General features: G+C 61.4%; 18 protein-coding genes and 1 tRNA gene. 16 read left to right on the top strand and 3 right to left on the bottom strand.

Annotated features, from left to right (window positions below):
* The first annotated feature begins 19 nt into the window (after window positions 1-19).
* The 6 genes from N5D53_RS06545 to N5D53_RS06570 all read left to right on the top strand — a co-directional run bounded on the left by N5D53_RS06545 (window position 20) and on the right by N5D53_RS06570 (window position 5977).
* Complete coding sequence (locus N5D53_RS06545; protein WP_190869122.1) at window positions 20-1573, top strand: sugar ABC transporter ATP-binding protein; 1554 nt, start codon at window positions 20-22, stop codon at window positions 1571-1573.
* Window positions 1570-2565 (top strand): ABC transporter permease, encoded by a 996-nt coding sequence (locus N5D53_RS06550; RefSeq protein WP_104887391.1) that lies wholly within the window; start codon window positions 1570-1572, stop codon window positions 2563-2565. The genes N5D53_RS06545 and N5D53_RS06550 overlap by 4 nt, the downstream gene beginning before the upstream one ends.
* Window positions 2566-2569: 4 nt before the next feature.
* Window positions 2570-3592, top strand: coding sequence for a LacI family DNA-binding transcriptional regulator (locus N5D53_RS06555; RefSeq protein WP_064491382.1), 1023 nt, complete (start codon window positions 2570-2572; stop codon window positions 3590-3592).
* Between the two features lie 15 nt (window positions 3593-3607).
* Window positions 3608-4516 carry a ribokinase gene (gene rbsK / locus N5D53_RS06560; RefSeq protein WP_104887392.1) on the top strand — a complete coding sequence of 303 codons (909 nt, stop codon included), beginning with the start codon at window positions 3608-3610 and terminating at the stop codon, window positions 4514-4516.
* The gene (rbsD, locus tag N5D53_RS06565) at window positions 4513-4911 is read left to right on the top strand and encodes a D-ribose pyranase (RefSeq protein ID WP_003250646.1); all 399 of its coding nucleotides are present in this window, start codon (window positions 4513-4515) and stop codon (window positions 4909-4911) included. The genes rbsK and rbsD overlap by 4 nt, the downstream gene beginning before the upstream one ends.
* A 64-nt stretch (window positions 4912-4975) precedes the next feature.
* Window positions 4976-5977 (top strand): nucleoside hydrolase, encoded by a 1002-nt coding sequence (locus tag N5D53_RS06570; protein WP_190869123.1) that lies wholly within the window; start codon window positions 4976-4978, stop codon window positions 5975-5977.
* Here the strand turns inward: N5D53_RS06570 and N5D53_RS06575 are convergent.
* Complete coding sequence (locus tag N5D53_RS06575; protein ID WP_003250649.1) at window positions 5949-6161, bottom strand: hypothetical protein; 213 nt, start codon at window positions 6159-6161, stop codon at window positions 5949-5951. The two genes, N5D53_RS06570 and N5D53_RS06575, sit on opposite strands and share 29 nt — an antisense overlap.
* 274 nt (window positions 6162-6435) lie before the next feature.
* On the opposite strand from N5D53_RS06575, the gene N5D53_RS06580 reads away from it, so the two are divergent.
* Window positions 6436-6756 carry an I78 family peptidase inhibitor gene (locus N5D53_RS06580; protein ID WP_049587634.1) on the top strand — a complete coding sequence of 107 codons (321 nt, stop codon included), beginning with the start codon at window positions 6436-6438 and terminating at the stop codon, window positions 6754-6756.
* 199 nt (window positions 6757-6955) lie between these two features.
* On the opposite strand, the gene N5D53_RS06585 is transcribed toward N5D53_RS06580, so the two are convergent.
* A complete protein-coding gene (locus N5D53_RS06585; protein WP_003250656.1) occupies window positions 6956-7168 on the bottom strand; it encodes a cold-shock protein in 213 nt (70 codons plus the stop codon).
* Window positions 7169-7330: 162 nt separating this feature from the next.
* Window positions 7331-7636: a hypothetical protein gene (locus N5D53_RS06590; RefSeq protein WP_012052881.1), complete on the bottom strand. Its 306-nt coding sequence runs from the start codon at window positions 7634-7636 to the stop codon at window positions 7331-7333.
* 338 nt (window positions 7637-7974) lie between these two features.
* On the opposite strand from N5D53_RS06590, the gene thrS reads away from it, so the two are divergent.
* From thrS to N5D53_RS06635, 9 genes are all read left to right on the top strand, one after another.
* A complete protein-coding gene (gene thrS, locus N5D53_RS06595) occupies window positions 7975-9897 on the top strand; it encodes a threonine--tRNA ligase (RefSeq protein ID WP_019751949.1) in 1923 nt (640 codons plus the stop codon).
* The gene (gene infC / locus N5D53_RS06600; protein WP_012052879.1) at window positions 9897-10448 is read left to right on the top strand and encodes a translation initiation factor IF-3; all 552 of its coding nucleotides are present in this window, start codon (window positions 9897-9899) and stop codon (window positions 10446-10448) included. Before thrS ends, infC begins: the two co-directional genes overlap by 1 nt.
* A 60-nt stretch (window positions 10449-10508) precedes the next feature.
* Window positions 10509-10703, top strand: coding sequence for a 50S ribosomal protein L35 (gene rpmI / locus N5D53_RS06605; RefSeq protein WP_003250667.1), 195 nt, complete (start codon window positions 10509-10511; stop codon window positions 10701-10703).
* 27 nt (window positions 10704-10730) lie between these two features.
* Window positions 10731-11087, top strand: coding sequence for a 50S ribosomal protein L20 (gene rplT, locus N5D53_RS06610; RefSeq protein WP_003250671.1), 357 nt, complete (start codon window positions 10731-10733; stop codon window positions 11085-11087).
* Window positions 11088-11196: 109 nt separating this feature from the next.
* Window positions 11197-12213, top strand: a complete 1017-nt coding sequence (gene pheS, locus N5D53_RS06615) for a phenylalanine--tRNA ligase subunit alpha (RefSeq protein ID WP_003250674.1) — start codon at window positions 11197-11199, stop codon at window positions 12211-12213.
* A gap of 31 nt (window positions 12214-12244) precedes the next feature.
* Window positions 12245-14626 (top strand): phenylalanine--tRNA ligase subunit beta, encoded by a 2382-nt coding sequence (gene pheT, locus N5D53_RS06620; RefSeq protein ID WP_266022941.1) that lies wholly within the window; start codon window positions 12245-12247, stop codon window positions 14624-14626.
* Between the two features lie 4 nt (window positions 14627-14630).
* A complete protein-coding gene (gene ihfA / locus N5D53_RS06625; protein WP_003250679.1) occupies window positions 14631-14933 on the top strand; it encodes an integration host factor subunit alpha in 303 nt (100 codons plus the stop codon).
* The gene (locus tag N5D53_RS06630; RefSeq protein ID WP_003250681.1) at window positions 14914-15270 is read left to right on the top strand and encodes a MerR family transcriptional regulator; all 357 of its coding nucleotides are present in this window, start codon (window positions 14914-14916) and stop codon (window positions 15268-15270) included. Before ihfA ends, N5D53_RS06630 begins: the two co-directional genes overlap by 20 nt.
* A gap of 114 nt (window positions 15271-15384) precedes the next feature.
* Window positions 15385-15461 (top strand) — tRNA-Pro (locus N5D53_RS06635).
* Window positions 15462-15846 lie beyond the last annotated feature (385 nt).

Raw genomic sequence — 15846 nt, forward strand, 5'->3', positions numbered from 1 at the left:
GCTGCCAGGAGAATCGGCCATGCCTGCATCGGCCAATGAAGTGGTGCTTGCCGCCAGCGGCCTGGGCAAGACCTACGCCCAGCCCGTACTTGGCGAGGTCAGCCTGAGCCTGCGCGCCGGCGAAGTGCTGGCCCTGACCGGCGAGAACGGCGCAGGCAAGAGTACGTTGTCCAAGCTCATCAGCGGCCTGGAGGTGCCCACCACCGGGCACATGACCTACCGCGGCCAGGCCTACGCGCCCGGCAGCCGCGGCGAGGCCGAACGCCTTGGGGTGCGCATGGTCATGCAGGAGCTGAACCTGCTGCCGACGCTGACCGTGGCGGAAAACCTGTTTCTCGACAACCTGCCCAGCCGCTTCGGCTGGATCAGCCACAAGCGCTTGCGCCAGCTGGCAACGGCCGCCATGGCTCGGGTCGGGCTCGACGCCATCGACCCGGACACCCCTGTCGGCGAACTGGGCATCGGCCATCAGCAAATGGTCGAGATTGCCCGCAACCTGATCGGTGACTGCCATGTGCTGATCCTGGACGAGCCCACTGCCATGCTCACTGCGCGCGAGGTGGCCTTGCTGTTCACCCAGATCGAGCGCCTGCGCGCCCGCGGCGTGGCCATCGTCTATATCTCGCATCGCCTGGAAGAGTTGCAGCGTGTGGCCCAGCGCATCGTTGTGCTGCGCGATGGCAAGCTGGTGTGCGACGAGCCGATCCAGCGCTACAGCAGCGCCGAGCTGGTCAACCTGATGGTCGGCCGCGAGCTGGGCGAGCATATCGACCTGGGCCGACGGCAGATGGGGGCACCGCTGCTCAAGGTCGACAAGCTGTGCCGCGGCGACAAGGTGCGCGAGGTGTCGTTCGAAGTCAGGGCAGGGGAGATTTTTGGCATCTCCGGCCTGATCGGCGCCGGCCGTACCGAGCTGCTGCGCCTGATCTACGGTGCCGATCGCGCCGACAGCGGCGGTATCGCGCTGGGCCAGCCGCCGCAGGCGGTAAACATCGACTCGCCCAAGGCTGCAGTGCGTGCCGGTATCGCGCTGATAACCGAAGACCGAAAAGGTGAGGGCCTGCTGTTGACGCAGTCGATCAGCGCCAACATTGCGTTGGGCAACCTGGGCGCGGTATCGCGCGCCGGTGTGCTCGATAGCGAAGCGGAAAAGGCCTTGGCCGAACGCCAGATCCAGTCCATGCGCATTCGCAGTGCTGGCGCGCAGCAAGTGGTGGGCGAGCTGTCTGGCGGTAACCAGCAGAAGGTGGTGATCGGCCGCTGGCTGGAGCGCGATTGCCAGGTGCTGCTGTTCGACGAACCCACGCGTGGCATCGATGTGGGCGCCAAGTTCGACATTTATGGCCTGCTGGCCGAGCTGGCGCGCAAAGGCAAGGCCTTGGTGGTGGTGTCCAGTGACCTGCGCGAACTGATGCTGATTTGCGACCGCATCGCCGTGCTGTCCGCCGGCCGCCTGATCGACACCTTCGCGCGTGATCATTGGAGCCAGGACCAGTTGCTTGCCGCCGCCTTCGCCGGTTATCAGAAACGTGACGCGCTGCTGCATGATGCAGCCCCCAGGATGGATGCATGAAAACCACCCCGCTCAACAACCAGGACGCCGCCCCCGTGCGCCGCGGCGGTACGTACTTTGGCCTGGGCACCTACCTGGGCCTGGCTGGCGCCTTGCTGGCGATGATCGTGCTGTTCTCGTTCCTCAGCAGCCACTTCTGGTCGTATGGCACCTTCAGCACGCTGGCCAACCAGATCCCGGACCTGATGGTGCTGGCGGTGGGCATGACCTTCGTGCTGATCATCGGCGGCATCGACCTGTCGGTGGGCTCGGTGCTGGCGCTGGCCGCCTCGACGGTGAGCGTGGCGATACTCGGCTGGGGCTGGGGCGTGCTGCCCTCGGCGCTGCTGGGCATGGCTGTGGCCGCATTGGCCGGCAGCATTACCGGTGGCGTCACCGTGGCCTGGCGTATCCCGTCGTTCATCGTTTCGCTTGGTGTGCTGGAGATGGCCCGTGGCCTGGCCTACCAGTTCACCGACTCGCGCACCGCCTATATCGGCGACGCCTATGCCTGGTTCTCCAACCCGGTCGCCTTTGGTGTTTCGCCAGCGTTCATCATCGCCTTGCTGGTGATCGTGCTCGCCCAGTTGGTCCTGACGCGCACGGTGTTCGGTCGTTACCTGATCGGTATCGGCACCAACGAAGAGGCCGTGCGCCTGGCCGGTATCGATCCGCGCCCCTACAAAGTGCTGGTGTTCGCCCTGATGGGCCTGCTCGCCGGCCTGGCCGCGCTGTTCCAGATCTCGCGGCTGGAAGCGGCCGACCCCAATGCCGGCTCTGGCCTGGAGCTGCAGGTCATTGCCGCCGTCGTGATCGGCGGCACCAGCCTGATGGGTGGGCGTGGCTCGGTCATCAGCACCTTCTTTGGCGTACTGATCATTTCCGTATTGGCCGCCGGGCTGGCGCAGATCGGCGCCAGCGAGCCGACCAAACGCATCATCACCGGGGCGGTGATCGTCATCGCCGTGGTGCTCGACACTTACCGTAGCCGGCGCGCAGGCCGGCGGAACTGACACCATGGCAACTATCAAAGACGTCGCGGCACTGGCGGGTATTTCCTACACCACCGTGTCCCATGTACTCAACAAGACCCGTCCGGTCAGCGAACAGGTGCGGCTGAAAGTGGAAGCCGCCATCATCGAACTGGATTACGTGCCCAGTGCGGTGGCGCGCTCGCTGAAGGCGCGCAGCACGGCCACCATCGGCCTGTTGGTGCCCAACAGCGTCAACCCGTACTTCGCCGAACTGGCGCGGGGTATCGAAGACGCCTGCGAGCGCAACGGCTATTGCGTGATCCTGTGCAACTCCGACGACAACCCGCAGAAGCAGCGCAGCTACCTGCGCGTGCTGCTGGAAAAACGCATCGATGGCCTGGTAGTGGCCTCGGTGGGCCAGGACGACGACCTGCTGCAGAGCCTGGCCAGTGTGCGCACGCCAATGGTCATCGTCGACCGTGAGCTGGAAGGCGTCGATGCCGACCTGGTGCGCATTGACCACGAGCAGGGGGCGTACCTGGCCACCCGGCATCTGCTGGAGCTTGGTCATCGCGACGTCGCCTATATCGGCGGCCCCGCCGAAACCGGGGTTACCCAGCTGCGCCTGAGCGGCTTCCGCCGTGCCATGGCCGAAGCCGGTGCGCCCGTGCCGGGCAGCCGTGTACTGCACTGCGACTTCACCAGCCCGGGTGGCCATGCAGCGGCGGCGCAGATGCTGGAAGGCAAGCGGCCCTCGGCGATTTTTGCCGGCAACGACATGATCGGCTTTGGTGTGCTGCGCGCTGCAGCCGAACGCAATATCAGCGTACCCGGCGAGCTGTCGGTGATCGGTTTCGACGACATCGAGCTCAGCCGCTACGTGTACCCACCACTGACCACGGTGGGCCAGTCGATCCGCGAGCTGGGCGAGAGCGCTGCCTCGTTGCTGCTGACGCGTATCGCTACGCCCCGGCAAGGCGCGGCGGAGCAGCGCATTGTCGCCCCGCGTATCGTCTTGCGTGAGTCCACCGGGCCGCGTCCGGACCTGTTCAATGATTACCGCTAACGCTAAGGAAACGTCATGAATGCCAAGGTTGTGGTGGTTGGCAGCCTCAACATGGACCTGGTGGTCCGCGCCCAGCGCCTGCCACGGGCCGGCGAAACACTCCCCGGCGATAGCTTTTTCACGGTGCCGGGCGGCAAGGGTGCCAACCAGGCGGTGGCAGTGGCGCGGCTGGGCGGCAGCGTGGCGATGATCGGCAATGTAGGGGATGACGACTACGGTCGGCAGCTGCACCGGGCCTTGTATGTCGAGGGGATCGACTGTCAGGGCGTCAGCACCTGTCCAGCCATGTCCAGCGGTGTGGCGCTGATCACGGTGGATGCTGCCAGCCAGAACTGTATTGTCATCATTCCCGGCGCCAACGGCCTGCTGACGCCGCAGTCGGTGCTGCGTTTCGATGCACTGCTGCAGGCCGCCGAGGTGGTCATCTGCCAGCTGGAAGTGCCCACTGACACTGTGGCGTGCACACTGGCCAGGGCGCGTGAGCTGGGCAAGCAGGTCATCCTGAATCCAGCACCCGCTAGCGGCCCCTTGCCAGCGGACTGGTTTGCGCATATCGATTACCTTACCCCTAACGAAAGCGAGGCCGAAGCCTTGACCGGTGTGGCGGTGACCGACCAGGACAGTGCCCGGCGCGCAGGTGAGCGCTTGCTGCAGCTGGGGGCAGGCAAAGTGATCATCACCTTGGGTGCGCAAGGTGCCTTGCTGGTTACTGCCCAAGGCCATCGGCACTATCCGGCGCCGCGCGTGCAACCGCTGGACACCACCGCTGCCGGCGATACCTTCATTGGTGGCTTTGCTGCCGCCCTGGTGCGTGGGCTGAAGGAGGGCGAGGCGATCGCCTTTGGCCAGCGTGCCGCGGCATTGTCGGTTACCCGTGCCGGTGCCCAACCGTCGATTCCCTACCTGGCGGAGCTGACGCCATGAAGAAAACCCCGCTGCTGAACGTTGCCCTGTCGCGAGTCATTGCCGGCATGGGGCATGGCGATATCCTGGTGATCGGCGATGCCGGGCTGCCGGTGCCGCCGGGTGTCGAGCTGATCGACCTGGCCATTACGCCTGGCCTGCCGGACTTCGCCAGCGTGCTGCGGGTGGTGCTGAGCGAATTGCAGGTTGAGCGGCACGTGCTGGCTGAAGAAATGCAGAAAGTGGTGCCACCTGCGCTGGTCGAAATCGAGCGACTGAAGGGCAAGCTGGGCAAGCGCGAATGGCTGACCCATGAGGATTTCAAAGTGCTGTCGCGCAGTGCCCGTGCGGTGGTGCGTACAGGCGAGTGCCAGCCCTACAGCAACATCGCCCTCATCTCCGGCGTCACCTTCTAGCCGCTTCCACAAAGGACGCCGGGCTGTGTAAACGCATGATTCATAGGCAACAGGAGTGCCATCCATGCTCAAGTCCCTGCTACAAGGAGTTGTTTTCATGGCCACAGCCTCCACCCTCCAGGCCGCACCCATCGACCTGATCATCGACACCGATCCCGGCGCGGACGACGTGGTCGCGCTGTTTCTGGCCATGGCTTCGCCCAACGAACTCAATATCCGCGCCATCACCACCGTGGCCGGCAACGTGCGCCTAAACAAGACCTCGCGCAATGCCCGCCTGGCCCGCGAATGGGCGGGGCGCGAAGACATCCCGGTGTATGCCGGTGCCGGCCGCCCATTGGTGCGCACGCCGATCTACGCCGCCGACGTTCATGGCGAAGAAGGCCTCACCGGTGTACCGGTGCACGAGCCGAAAGCGCCCCTGGCCCAGGGCAATGCCGTGCAATACCTGGTCGATACCCTCAGCGCAGCCAAACCGCACAGCATCACCGTCGCCATGCTCGGCCCGCAGACCAACCTGGCCCTGGCGCTGATCCAGCGCCCGAGCATCGTCAAAGGCATCAAGGAGGTGGTGGTCATGGGGGGAGCGCATTTCAACGGCGGCAACATCACCCCGGTGGCGGAGTTCAACCTCTACGCCGACCCGCACGCCGCCGAAGTGGTGCTGGCCAGCGGCGTGCAGCTGACCTACCTGCCGTTGGATGTCACGCACAAGCTGCTGACCAGTAACGCCCGCCTCAAGCAACTGGCAGCCGTGAACAACCAGGCCAGCAAGCGCGTGGTGGATATCCTCAATGCCTACATCACCCACGACATGGACGTGTATGGCATACCTGGCGGCCCTGTGCACGACGCCAGCGTCATCGCTTACCTGTTAAAGCCCGAGCTGTTCAGCGGCCGGCGTATCCACATGAGCATCGACAGCCGCGAAGGGCCCACTTTCGGCCAGACAATTGCAGACTGGTACGGTGTGCTCAAGCGGCCGGCGAATGTGCTGTGGGTGGAGCAGGGTGATGCCCAGGGGCTGTTCGACCTGCTCAGTGCCCGTCTGGCGCGATTGGAATAGCCGCGTGCGGCGCGTAGCGCTCGAACACCTGGTCGATGAAGCTGCGTGCCGCCTCGGCACCGTTGTCGCGCACCAACAGGTCGATGGCGATCAGCAGCAACTCTTCCGGTGTGCCAGGGCTGTACGCGCTCTGGCCCTCGGCCCATTTGACCTTGATATCGGCATCGATGCTGTGGGTGCTCATGAAAAGCTCTCGCTAGGGGCCCGGAACGAAGGAGGAACACCTGACCCTGGTGTTCGATGGAGGCGGGATGCGCTCCACTTCTTGCAGCAAATCATGGCTTTGCGCCGGTGACCGTGCGGGCTAAGCATATGGCAAACACAGCACGTTGTGCAAAATCCGGTCACGATTGCTTTTCGCCTCGCTGCTGCAGTTCAGGCAGACTTGACCGGTTTTGCAACAAATGATGAGCGGAGCTGTCGGATCAGGCAGTTCCCGGACCGATTTAGGAGGCTTCATGTTTCGTACCCGTGCTTACCTGGCAACTCTGGCTGTGGCTGCTGTCCTGGCGGGTTGCAGCACTGGTGGCAATGCTGATGGCGGTGGTGCGCCGGCCGCGTCAGCGGGCAACGATGGCCGCTGCGAAGCCAGTGGTGCCGACTTTGCCATGGGCAAGCAGGCCAGCGCCGAATTGCTGGAGCAGGCACGCAAGGCCAGCGGCTCGCAGATGGCGCGCATTCTCAAGCCGCACGACGTGGTCACCCTGGAGTACCGCTCCGAGCGCCTGAACCTGAACGTGGACGAGCAGGGCAGGGTAACCCGCGTCAACTGCGGTTGATGCACGCGGGGGCAACTGCCTTGCGCAAAATGTGAAAAGCCTGCGCGGTCGCCTGTAGGAGCGGGTTCACCCGCGAACACGGGCGAAGCCCGTGCCATTCACCCTAAAGTCTGTTTCGCAGGCAATCCCGCCCCTTCAGATGATGCATCACCCATAAAAAAACCCGCCACAAGGGCGGGTTTTTTTACAGCTATCCGAATTACTCCGGACGAACCTGTGCAGCCTGCATGCCCTTCTGGCCGCGCTCGGCGACGAAGGAAACAGTCTGGCCTTCTTTCAGGCTCTTGAAGCCGTCAGATTCGATGGCTTTGAAGTGTACGAACAGGTCGTCGCCGCCGCCTGCTGGGGTGATGAAGCCGTAGCCTTTCTCATCATTGAACCATTTGACGGTGCCTTGTTGGCGATTGGACATGGGTGAATCTCCAGAACATTTAGTTTTTTCAGTGGTGCAATGCGGCCGAGGCTACGGAGCACGGGATACATCATAGTCTAATTCTGCGCATCTAGCGCCTTTTACCTTCGCAGGATATTGATCCAGCTCAAAGAATGGCTGGCCATCACCGGCTTTAAGGTTTCAGCTCTTCGGTGCGCAGGCCTGTTTCACCACCGACTGCGCCTTCTGCATCAGCTTGGCGTCAACGCCATCCTTGCTGTCGAGGTCGGCAATCTCGGCGTCGGTGAAATTCTTTTTGATGGCTTGCGCGCCGCAGTCGCAGTGTTTTTTCGCGGTGGCAGCGTCAACGCCCTGGCCGCTGGCCACTTGCGTGCACTGGGTCATGTAGGCGGCCTCCTTCCCGGCTGGGAAGTTGCCGGCGTTCGCAGCCACGGGCAGCAGCAGGGCGCCAGCGGCCGCCAGGGCCAGAAGAGACGGAACTCGCATCACCAGTTACTCCTTGGGTTAAGGTCTCATCAAGAGTAGGTTGCTTCCCAAAGTCTGAGCGGTATTTTTCCGCGTTAGTTCACCGCTGCGGTGCAATTTCCAAATATTTCTGCCTGGGGTGCAACCCGCGTGCTAGCATGCTCGGCTTGCAGTCGCGCTGTTGCCGGCTGCAGCTATCTTTTTTCTTTCCAGTCACTCTGGTTCGTCCCTGACAAGCCGAAAGGCTTCTGCCACTGTGGGGCAGGCTTCCTTTTACCGGAAGGCAGGTCGGATCTTGTACTGGCTCATCCCAACCCACGTGACCTTTGGTAGGGGTCACCACTAGGAGAGGAGGCGCCATGCCCGTTATTACTCTTCCCGATGGCAGTCAACGTTCGTTCGATCACGCCGTATCCGTAGCCGAAGTAGCCGCTTCCATCGGCGCTGGCCTGGCCAAGGCCACCGTTGCCGGCAAGGTCGACGGCAAGCTGGTCGATGCGTGTGACCTGATCAGCAACGACGCCACCCTGCAGATCATCACCCCTAAAGATGAAGAGGGACTGGAGATCATCCGTCACTCGTGCGCCCACTTGGTTGGCCACGCCGTGAAGCAGCTGTACCCGACCGCCAAGATGGTGATCGGCCCGGTCATTGACGAAGGCTTCTATTACGACATCGCCTACGAGCGCCCCTTCACCCCAGAAGACATGGCCGCCATCGAAAAGCGCATGATGGAGCTGATCGAAAAAGACTACGACGTGGTCAAGAAAATGACCCCGCGCGCCGAAGTCATCGATGTGTTCACGGCCCGTGGCGAAGACTACAAGCTGCGTCTGGTCGAAGACATGCCGGATGAACAGGCCATGGGCCTGTACTACCACGAAGAATACGTCGACATGTGCCGTGGCCCGCACGTGCCGAACACCCGCTTCCTCAAGGCATTCAAGCTGACCAAGCTGTCCGGCGCCTACTGGCGTGGCGATGCCAAGAACGAGCAGCTGCAGCGCGTGTACGGCACGGCCTGGGCTGACAAGAAGCAGCTGGCTGCGTACATCCAGCGCATCGAAGAAGCCGAAAAACGCGACCACCGCAAGATCGGCAAGCAGCTCGACCTGTTCCACCTGCAGGAAGAAGCCCCGGGCATGGTGTTCTGGCACGCCAACGGCTGGACCGTCTACCAGGTACTCGAGCAGTACATGCGTGGCGTGCAGCGCGAAAACGGCTACCAGGAAATCAAGACCCCGCAGGTTGTCGACCGCATCCTGTGGGAGCGTTCCGGCCACTGGTCCAACTATGCCGAAAACATGTTCACCACTTCGTCGGAAAGCCGTGACTACGCGGTAAAACCGATGAACTGCCCGTGCCATGTGCAGGTGTTCAACCAGGGCCTGAAAAGCTACCGCGACCTGCCGCTGCGTCTGGCCGAGTTCGGTGCCTGCCACCGTAACGAGCCGTCCGGCGCACTGCACGGCATCATGCGCGTGCGTGGCTTCGTACAGGACGATGCGCACATTTTCTGCACCGAAGATCAGGTGAAGAAAGAGGCCGCCGACTTCATCAAGCTGACCCTGGACGTGTACAAGGACTTCGGTTTCAGCGACATCGCCATGAAACTGTCCACTCGTCCGGCCAAGCGTGTCGGTTCCGAAGAGCTGTGGGATCGTGCTGAAACAGCGCTGGCCGACGCCCTGAACGAATCCGGCCTTGAGTGGGAATACCAGCCGGGCGAGGGTGCCTTCTACGGCCCGAAAATCGAGTTTACCCTGCGCGACTGCCTCGGCCGTAACTGGCAGTGCGGTACCCTGCAGTATGACCCGAACCTGCCAGAGCGTCTGGATGCCAGCTATATCGCCGAAGATAACAGCCGAGTTCGCCCGGTCATGCTGCACCGCGCCATCCTCGGTTCGTTCGAGCGCTTCATCGGCATGCTGATCGAGCACTACGCGGGCGTGTTCCCGGCGTGGCTGGCCCCAACCCAGGCGGTGATCATGAATATCACCGACAAGCAGGCCGATTTCGCCCTCGAGGTTGAGAAATCTCTGAACGGAAGCGGTTTCCGTGCCAAGTCGGACTTGAGAAATGAGAAGATCGGCTTTAAAATCCGCGAGCATACTTTGCTCAAGGTCCCGTACCTTTTGGTTATAGGGGACCGCGAAGTCGAAACGCAAACCGTCGCTGTGCGTACTCGCGAAGGCGCAGACCTGGGCTCCATGCCCGTCGCCCAATTCGTTGAGCTGCTGACACAAGCGGTTTCCCGGCGTGGTCGCCAAGAATCGGAGTAATGACTATTAAGCGTGAAATGAGAAACGATAAGCGTGCTGTACCGAAGGCCCCGATCAACGAGAATATCTCGGCCCGCGAGGTTCGGTTAATTGGCGCAGACGGCGAGCAGGTTGGCATCGTCTCGATTGATGAAGCGCTGCGTATCGCTGATGAAGCGAAGCTGGACCTGGTAGAAATCTCTGCAGACGCGGTACCACCCGTCTGCAAGGTCATGGACTACGGCAAGCACCTCTTCGAGAAGAAGAAGCAGGCTAACGAAGCCAAGAAAAACCAGAAGCAGATCCAGATCAAAGAAATCAAGTTTCGTCCAGGGACGGAGGATGGGGATTACCAGGTAAAACTACGCAACCTGGTACGTTTCCTTACCGATGGGGACAAGGCCAAGATCTCTCTGAGATTCCGTGGTCGTGAGATGGCCCACCAGGAGCTGGGCATGGAGCTGTTGAAGCGGGTCGAAGCCGACCTCGCCGAATACGGCACCGTTGAGCAGCATCCGAAGATGGAAGGACGCCAGCTTATGATGGTCATCGCCCCCAAGAAAAAGAAGTAATCTCCCGGGCACGGCAGGCCTGATGATTATGTGTAATTTTATCGAATGCGGAGTTCCAACATGCCAAAAATGAAAACCAAGAGCGGTGCTGCGAAGCGCTTCCTGAAGACAGCTTCGGGCTTCAAGCACAAGCACGCTTTCAAGAGCCACATCCTGACCAAAATGTCGACCAAGCGTAAGCGTCAACTGCGCGGTGCCAGCTTGCTGCACCCGTCCGACGTCGCAAAAGTCGAGCGCATGCTGCGCGTTCGTTAATTCTGGTTAAGATAGAGGAAGTTACTCATGGCTCGTGTTAAGCGCGGCGTTATCGCTCGTAAGCGTCACAAAAAAATTCTGAAACTGGCTAAAGGTTACTACGGTGCACGTTCGCGCGTATTCCGTGTAGCCAAGCAAGCGGTCATCAAGGCAGGCCAATACGCCTACCGCGACCGTCGCCAGAAGAAGCGTCAGTTCCGCGCACTGTGGATCGCTCGTATCAACGCCGGTGCCCGCACCAACGGTCTGTCCTACAGCCGTCTGATTGCTGGCCTGAAAAAGGCTTCGATCGAAATCGACCGTAAGGTTCTGGCTGATCTGGCAGTGAACGAAAAAGCGGCGTTTGCTGCGATTGTCGAGAAAGCTAAAGCCGTTCTGGCTTAAGTACCCGCGACAATCACCCGGCGGTGCTAGCGCTGCCGGGCATTGAACGTCATCGATAGGGGAAGAGCCTTCAAAGCTCTTCCCCTATTTTCGTATCTGGAGTCTGTACATGGAAAACCTGGATGCGCTGGTCTCCCAAGCCCTAGAGGCCGTGGAACGCGCTGAAGACATCAACGCCCTGGAACAGATCCGGGTTAATTATCTCGGCAAGAAGGGCGAACTGACCCAGGTGATGAAGACCCTGGGCAACCTGCCAGCCGAAGAGCGGCCGAAAGTCGGCGCGCTGATCAACGACGCCAAAGAGCGCGTCACCGTTGTGCTCAATGCCCGCAAGGCTGCCTTTGAAGAAGCCGAGCTCAGTGCTCGCCTGGCTGCCGAATGCATTGACGTCACCCTGCCAGGCCGCGGCCAGGCCACCGGTGGCCTGCACCCGATCACCCGTACACTCGAGCGCATCGAGCAGTTCTTCACCCACATTGGCTACGGCATTGCCGAAGGCCCAGAGGTGGAAGACGACTACCACAACTTCGAAGCGCTCAACATCCCTGGCCACCACCCGGCGCGGGCGATGCACGACACCTTCTACTTCAATGCCAACATGCTGCTGCGCACCCACACCTCGCCGGTGCAGGTGCGGACCATGGAGTCCACCCAGCCGCCCATCCGCATTGTGTGCCCGGGCCGCGTATACCGCTGCGACTCGGATATCACCCACTCGCCGATGTTCCACCAGGTCGAAGGCCTGCTGATCGATCGCGATATCAACTTCGCCGACCTCAAGGGCACCATCGAAGAATTCCTGCGCGTATTCTTCGAGAAAGAACTGGCGGTCCGTTTCCGCCCATCGTTCTTCCCCTTCACCGAGCCGTCTGCAGAAGTCGACATCCAGTGCGTGATGTGTTCCGGCAACGGCTGCCGCGTGTGCAAGCAAACCGGCTGGCTGGAAGTGATGGGCTGCGGCATGGTGCACCCGAATGTGTTGCGCATGTCCGGCATCGACCCAGAAGAGTTCCAGGGCTTCGCCTTCGGCATGGGTGCCGAACGCCTGGCCATGCTGCGCTATGGCGTCAACGATTTGCGTCTGTTCTTCGACAACGACCTGCGGTTCCTAGCCCAATTCCGCTAGGCCCAATCGACGCAACTTTCAGGAGAACAGCATGAAATTCAGTGAACAGTGGCTGCGCGGTTGGGTCAACCCGCAAGTCTCCCGTGACGAACTGGTCGCCCGCCTGTCCATGGCCGGCCTCGAAGTTGACAGCGTTACCCCCGCTGCCGGCCAGTTCAGCGGTATCGTCGTGGGCGAAATTCTCGCCACCGAACAACACCCGGACGCCGACAAGCTGCGCGTGTGCCAGGTAAGCAGCGGCCAGGAAACCTTCCAGGTTGTGTGCGGCGCCCCTAACGCCCGCCCAGGCATCAAGATCCCGTTCGCCATGATCGGTGCCGAACTGCCAGGCGACTTCAAGATCAAGAAGGCCAAGCTGCGCGGTGTCGAGTCCTTCGGCATGCTGTGCTCGGCTGCCGAACTGCAGATCAGCGAAGAGAACGACGGCCTGCTGGAACTGGCTGCCGACGCTCCGGTGGGCGAAGACATTCGCAAGTACCTGAGCCTGGATGATGCCAGCATCGAAATCGGCCTGACCCCGAACCGCGGCGACTGCCTGTCCATCGCCGGCCTGGCCCGCGACGTCAGCGCCCTGTACGACACCCCGGTCACCCGCCCGGTGGTGCCAGCCGTAGCGGCCGCCCATGACGAAGTGCGCCCGGTCGAAGTCAGCGCCCCGGCTGCTTGCCCGCGCTACCTGGGCCGCGTTATCCGTAACGTCGACCTGAGCAAGCCAACCCCACTGTGGATGGTCGAGCGCCTGCGCCGCAGCGACGTTCGCAGCATCGACGCCGCCGTCGACATCACCAACTACGTGATGCTCGAACTCGGCCAGCCGATGCACGCCTTCGACCTGGCAGAAATCAACGGCGGCATCCGCGTGCGCATGGCCGAAGAGGGCGAAAAGCTCGTCCTGCTCGACGGCCAGGAAGTTGCCCTGCGCGCCGACACCCTGGTCATCGCCGACCACACCCGCGCCTTGGCCATCGCCGGCGTCATGGGGGGCGAGCACAGCGGTGTGAACACCGAAAAAACCCGCGACCTGTTCCTGGAAAGCGCCTTCTTCGAGCCGATTTCCGTCGCCGGTAAAGCCCGTTCCTACGGCCTGCACACCGATGCCTCGCACCGCTACGAGCGCGGCGTCGACTCGCAACTGGCCCGCGAAGCCATGGAGCGCGCCACCCAGTTGCTGCTGGACATCGTTGGCGGCGAAGCCGGCCCTGTGGTCGAAGCGGTCAGCGAACAGCACCTGCCACAAGTAGCCCCGGTCACCCTGCGCGCCGAACGCATCACCCAGATGCTTGGCATGGAAATGGACCCAGCCCAGGTCGAGCAACTGCTCAACGCCCTCGAGCTGACCACGACCAAGAGCGGGGAAGGGCAGTGGACCGTCAGCGTACCAAGCCACCGCTTCGACATCAGCCTGGAAGTGGACCTGATCGAAGAGCTGGCCCGCCTGTACGGCTACAACAACCTGCCGGTTCGTTACCCGCAAGCCCGCCTGGCCCCACAGGGCAAGCCGGAAACCCGTGGTGACCTGCCGACCCTGCGCCGCCTGCTGGTTGCCCGCGGCTACCAGGAAGCCATCACCTACAGCTTCATCGACCCGAAACTGTTCGAACTGTTCAGCCCGGGCGTAGAGCCGCTGCTGCTGGCCAACCCCATCTCCAGCGACATGGCCGCCATGCGCGCCTCGCTGTGGCCGGGCCTGGTCAAGGCACTGCAGCACAACCTGAACCGCCAGCAAGACCGCGTGCGCCTGTTCGAAAGCGGCCTGCGCTTCGTCGGCCAACTGGGTGACCTGCAGCAGCAGCCAATGATTGCCGGCGTCATCACCGGCAGTCGCCTGCCAGAAGGCTGGGCCAACGGCCGCGACGGCGTCGACTTCTTCGACGTCAAAGCCGACGTGGAAGCCCTGCTGGGCTACTCCGGCGCCCTGAGCGACTTCACCTTCAGCGCCGGCAAACACCCAGCCCTGCACCCAGGCCAGACCGCTGCCATCGAGCGTGACGGCAAACTGGTCGGCTACCTCGGCGCCATCCACCCAGAGCTGGCCAAGGCCCTGGGCCTGGACCGCCCGGTGTTCCTGTTCGAGCTGGTGCTGGGCGACGTGGTCGAAGGCCGCCTGCCGAAATTCAGCGAACTGTCCAAGTTCCCGGAAACCCGTCGTGACCTGGCTTTGATCGCAGGACGTGATGTAGCTTCTAGCGCGGTGCTTGAATTAATTCGTGACAATGCAGGCGAATGGCTCACAGACCTCAGGCTGTTTGATGTGTACCAAGGTAAAGGCATTGATCCTGATAGAAAAAGCCTTGCCGTCGGCTTGACCTGGCAGCATCCATCGCGCACTCTTAACGACGATGAGGTGAACACTACCCTGCAAAACATCCTCACCTCGCTCGAACAAAGGTTGAACACCACGTTAAGGAAATAACGGCATGGGTGCTCTGACGAAAGCTGAGATGGCCGAAAGGCTGTACGAGGAGCTGGGGCTTAACAAGCGTGAGGCCAAGGAGCTGGTCGAGCTGTTTTTCGAAGAAATTCGGCACGCACTTGAAGAGAACGAGCAGGTCAAGCTGTCCGGTTTCGGCAACTTCGACCTTCGCGACAAACGCCAGCGGCCGGGCCGTAACCCCAAGACAGGGGAAGAGATCCCGATCACCGCACGGCGCGTCGTCACCTTTCGTCCAGGGCAGAAGTTGAAGGCCCGGGTTGAGGCCTATGCTGGAACCAAGCCATAACGACGAACTGCCCCCCATACCGGGCAAACGCTACTTCACCATTGGTGAAGTGAGCGAGTTGTGTGCCGTAAAGCCACACGTGCTGCGGTATTGGGAGCAGGAGTTCGACCAGCTGAACCCTGTGAAGCGGCGGGGGAACCGGCGGTATTACCAGCGCCAGGATGTGCTGATGATCCGCCAGATTCGTGCGCTGCTGTATGACCAGGGGTTCACCATTGGCGGGGCGCGGTTGAGGCTCTCCAGTGATGAGGCTAAAGATGAATCCAGCCAGTACAAGCAGCTGATTCGGCAGATGATTGTTGAGTTGGAGGATGTGTTGGTGGTTTTGAAGAAGTAAGCTGGGTTTCTGATGAGTGGAAAATTTTTTGAGAAAAAGCTTTCATTTATCAGAGGGTTAGGGTACATTCTTCAACGTTCTCGGCAAGATTGAGAACATGCTTCAAAGCCCAGTCGGGGCGTAGCGCAGCCCGGTAGCGCACTTGCATGGGGTGCAAGGGGTCGAGTGTTCGAATCACTCCGTCCCGACCAAAAAACTCCAAAGAATCCAGTCACTTAGCGGTGACTGGATTTTTTTATGGTCGACGATTTTTCTCCGAGCGCATTTTTACCCCACTTTTTACCCCACCGAATTTCAGCAGCCTCAAGCTCGCGTTGTCAGGGGATACGATTTAGTGCTCCGTAGGATCCGAACTGCGAAGCGGGCTACTGATTTGATTGCATGCGAGGGTGGTATCAGAAATGCAGGCTTGCCTTTGCACGGAGTCGTAGCCGTTGCTAATGATGTGGTCGAGGAGGGGGTAAGCTAAGCTGATAGGCGGTTGTGGGAGGCCGGCGTAGTAGGCTATCTGAGTTCGAAACCCTACGCTTCCGCCACTTATTTTCATTAAAGCCCTGATTATTCAGGGCTTTTTTG

Origin of the sequence: Pseudomonas sp. GD03862, from assembly GCF_029840855.1 — a bacterium.
Lineage (GTDB): Bacteria > Pseudomonadota > Gammaproteobacteria > Pseudomonadales > Pseudomonadaceae > Aquipseudomonas > Aquipseudomonas alloputida.

Excerpts from the sequence above, each read along its gene's own strand:
- rbsD (WP_003250646.1), top strand. The coding sequence starts at position 4,513 with ATGAAGAAAACCCCGCTGCTGAACGTTGCCCTGTCGCGAGTCATTGCC.
- N5D53_RS06555 (WP_064491382.1), top strand. The coding sequence starts at position 2,570 with ATGGCAACTATCAAAGACGTCGCGGCACTGGCGGGTATTTCCTACACC.
- N5D53_RS06630 (WP_003250681.1), top strand. The coding sequence starts at position 14,914 with ATGCTGGAACCAAGCCATAACGACGAACTGCCCCCCATACCGGGCAAA.
- pheT (WP_266022941.1), top strand. The coding sequence starts at position 12,245 with ATGAAATTCAGTGAACAGTGGCTGCGCGGTTGGGTCAACCCGCAAGTC.
- rbsK (WP_104887392.1), top strand. The coding sequence starts at position 3,608 with ATGAATGCCAAGGTTGTGGTGGTTGGCAGCCTCAACATGGACCTGGTG.
- thrS (WP_019751949.1), top strand. The coding sequence starts at position 7,975 with ATGCCCGTTATTACTCTTCCCGATGGCAGTCAACGTTCGTTCGATCAC.
- N5D53_RS06550 (WP_104887391.1), top strand. The coding sequence starts at position 1,570 with ATGAAAACCACCCCGCTCAACAACCAGGACGCCGCCCCCGTGCGCCGC.
- N5D53_RS06585 (WP_003250656.1), bottom strand. The coding sequence starts at position 7,168 with ATGTCCAATCGCCAACAAGGCACCGTCAAATGGTTCAATGATGAGAAA.
- pheS (WP_003250674.1), top strand. The coding sequence starts at position 11,197 with ATGGAAAACCTGGATGCGCTGGTCTCCCAAGCCCTAGAGGCCGTGGAA.
- N5D53_RS06590 (WP_012052881.1), bottom strand. The coding sequence starts at position 7,636 with ATGCGAGTTCCGTCTCTTCTGGCCCTGGCGGCCGCTGGCGCCCTGCTG.
- N5D53_RS06570 (WP_190869123.1), top strand. The coding sequence starts at position 4,976 with ATGCTCAAGTCCCTGCTACAAGGAGTTGTTTTCATGGCCACAGCCTCC.
- N5D53_RS06580 (WP_049587634.1), top strand. The coding sequence starts at position 6,436 with ATGTTTCGTACCCGTGCTTACCTGGCAACTCTGGCTGTGGCTGCTGTC.
- N5D53_RS06575 (WP_003250649.1), bottom strand. The coding sequence starts at position 6,161 with ATGAGCACCCACAGCATCGATGCCGATATCAAGGTCAAATGGGCCGAG.
- infC (WP_012052879.1), top strand. The coding sequence starts at position 9,897 with ATGACTATTAAGCGTGAAATGAGAAACGATAAGCGTGCTGTACCGAAG.
- rplT (WP_003250671.1), top strand. The coding sequence starts at position 10,731 with ATGGCTCGTGTTAAGCGCGGCGTTATCGCTCGTAAGCGTCACAAAAAA.
- ihfA (WP_003250679.1), top strand. The coding sequence starts at position 14,631 with ATGGGTGCTCTGACGAAAGCTGAGATGGCCGAAAGGCTGTACGAGGAG.
- rpmI (WP_003250667.1), top strand. The coding sequence starts at position 10,509 with ATGCCAAAAATGAAAACCAAGAGCGGTGCTGCGAAGCGCTTCCTGAAG.
- N5D53_RS06545 (WP_190869122.1), top strand. The coding sequence starts at position 20 with ATGCCTGCATCGGCCAATGAAGTGGTGCTTGCCGCCAGCGGCCTGGGC.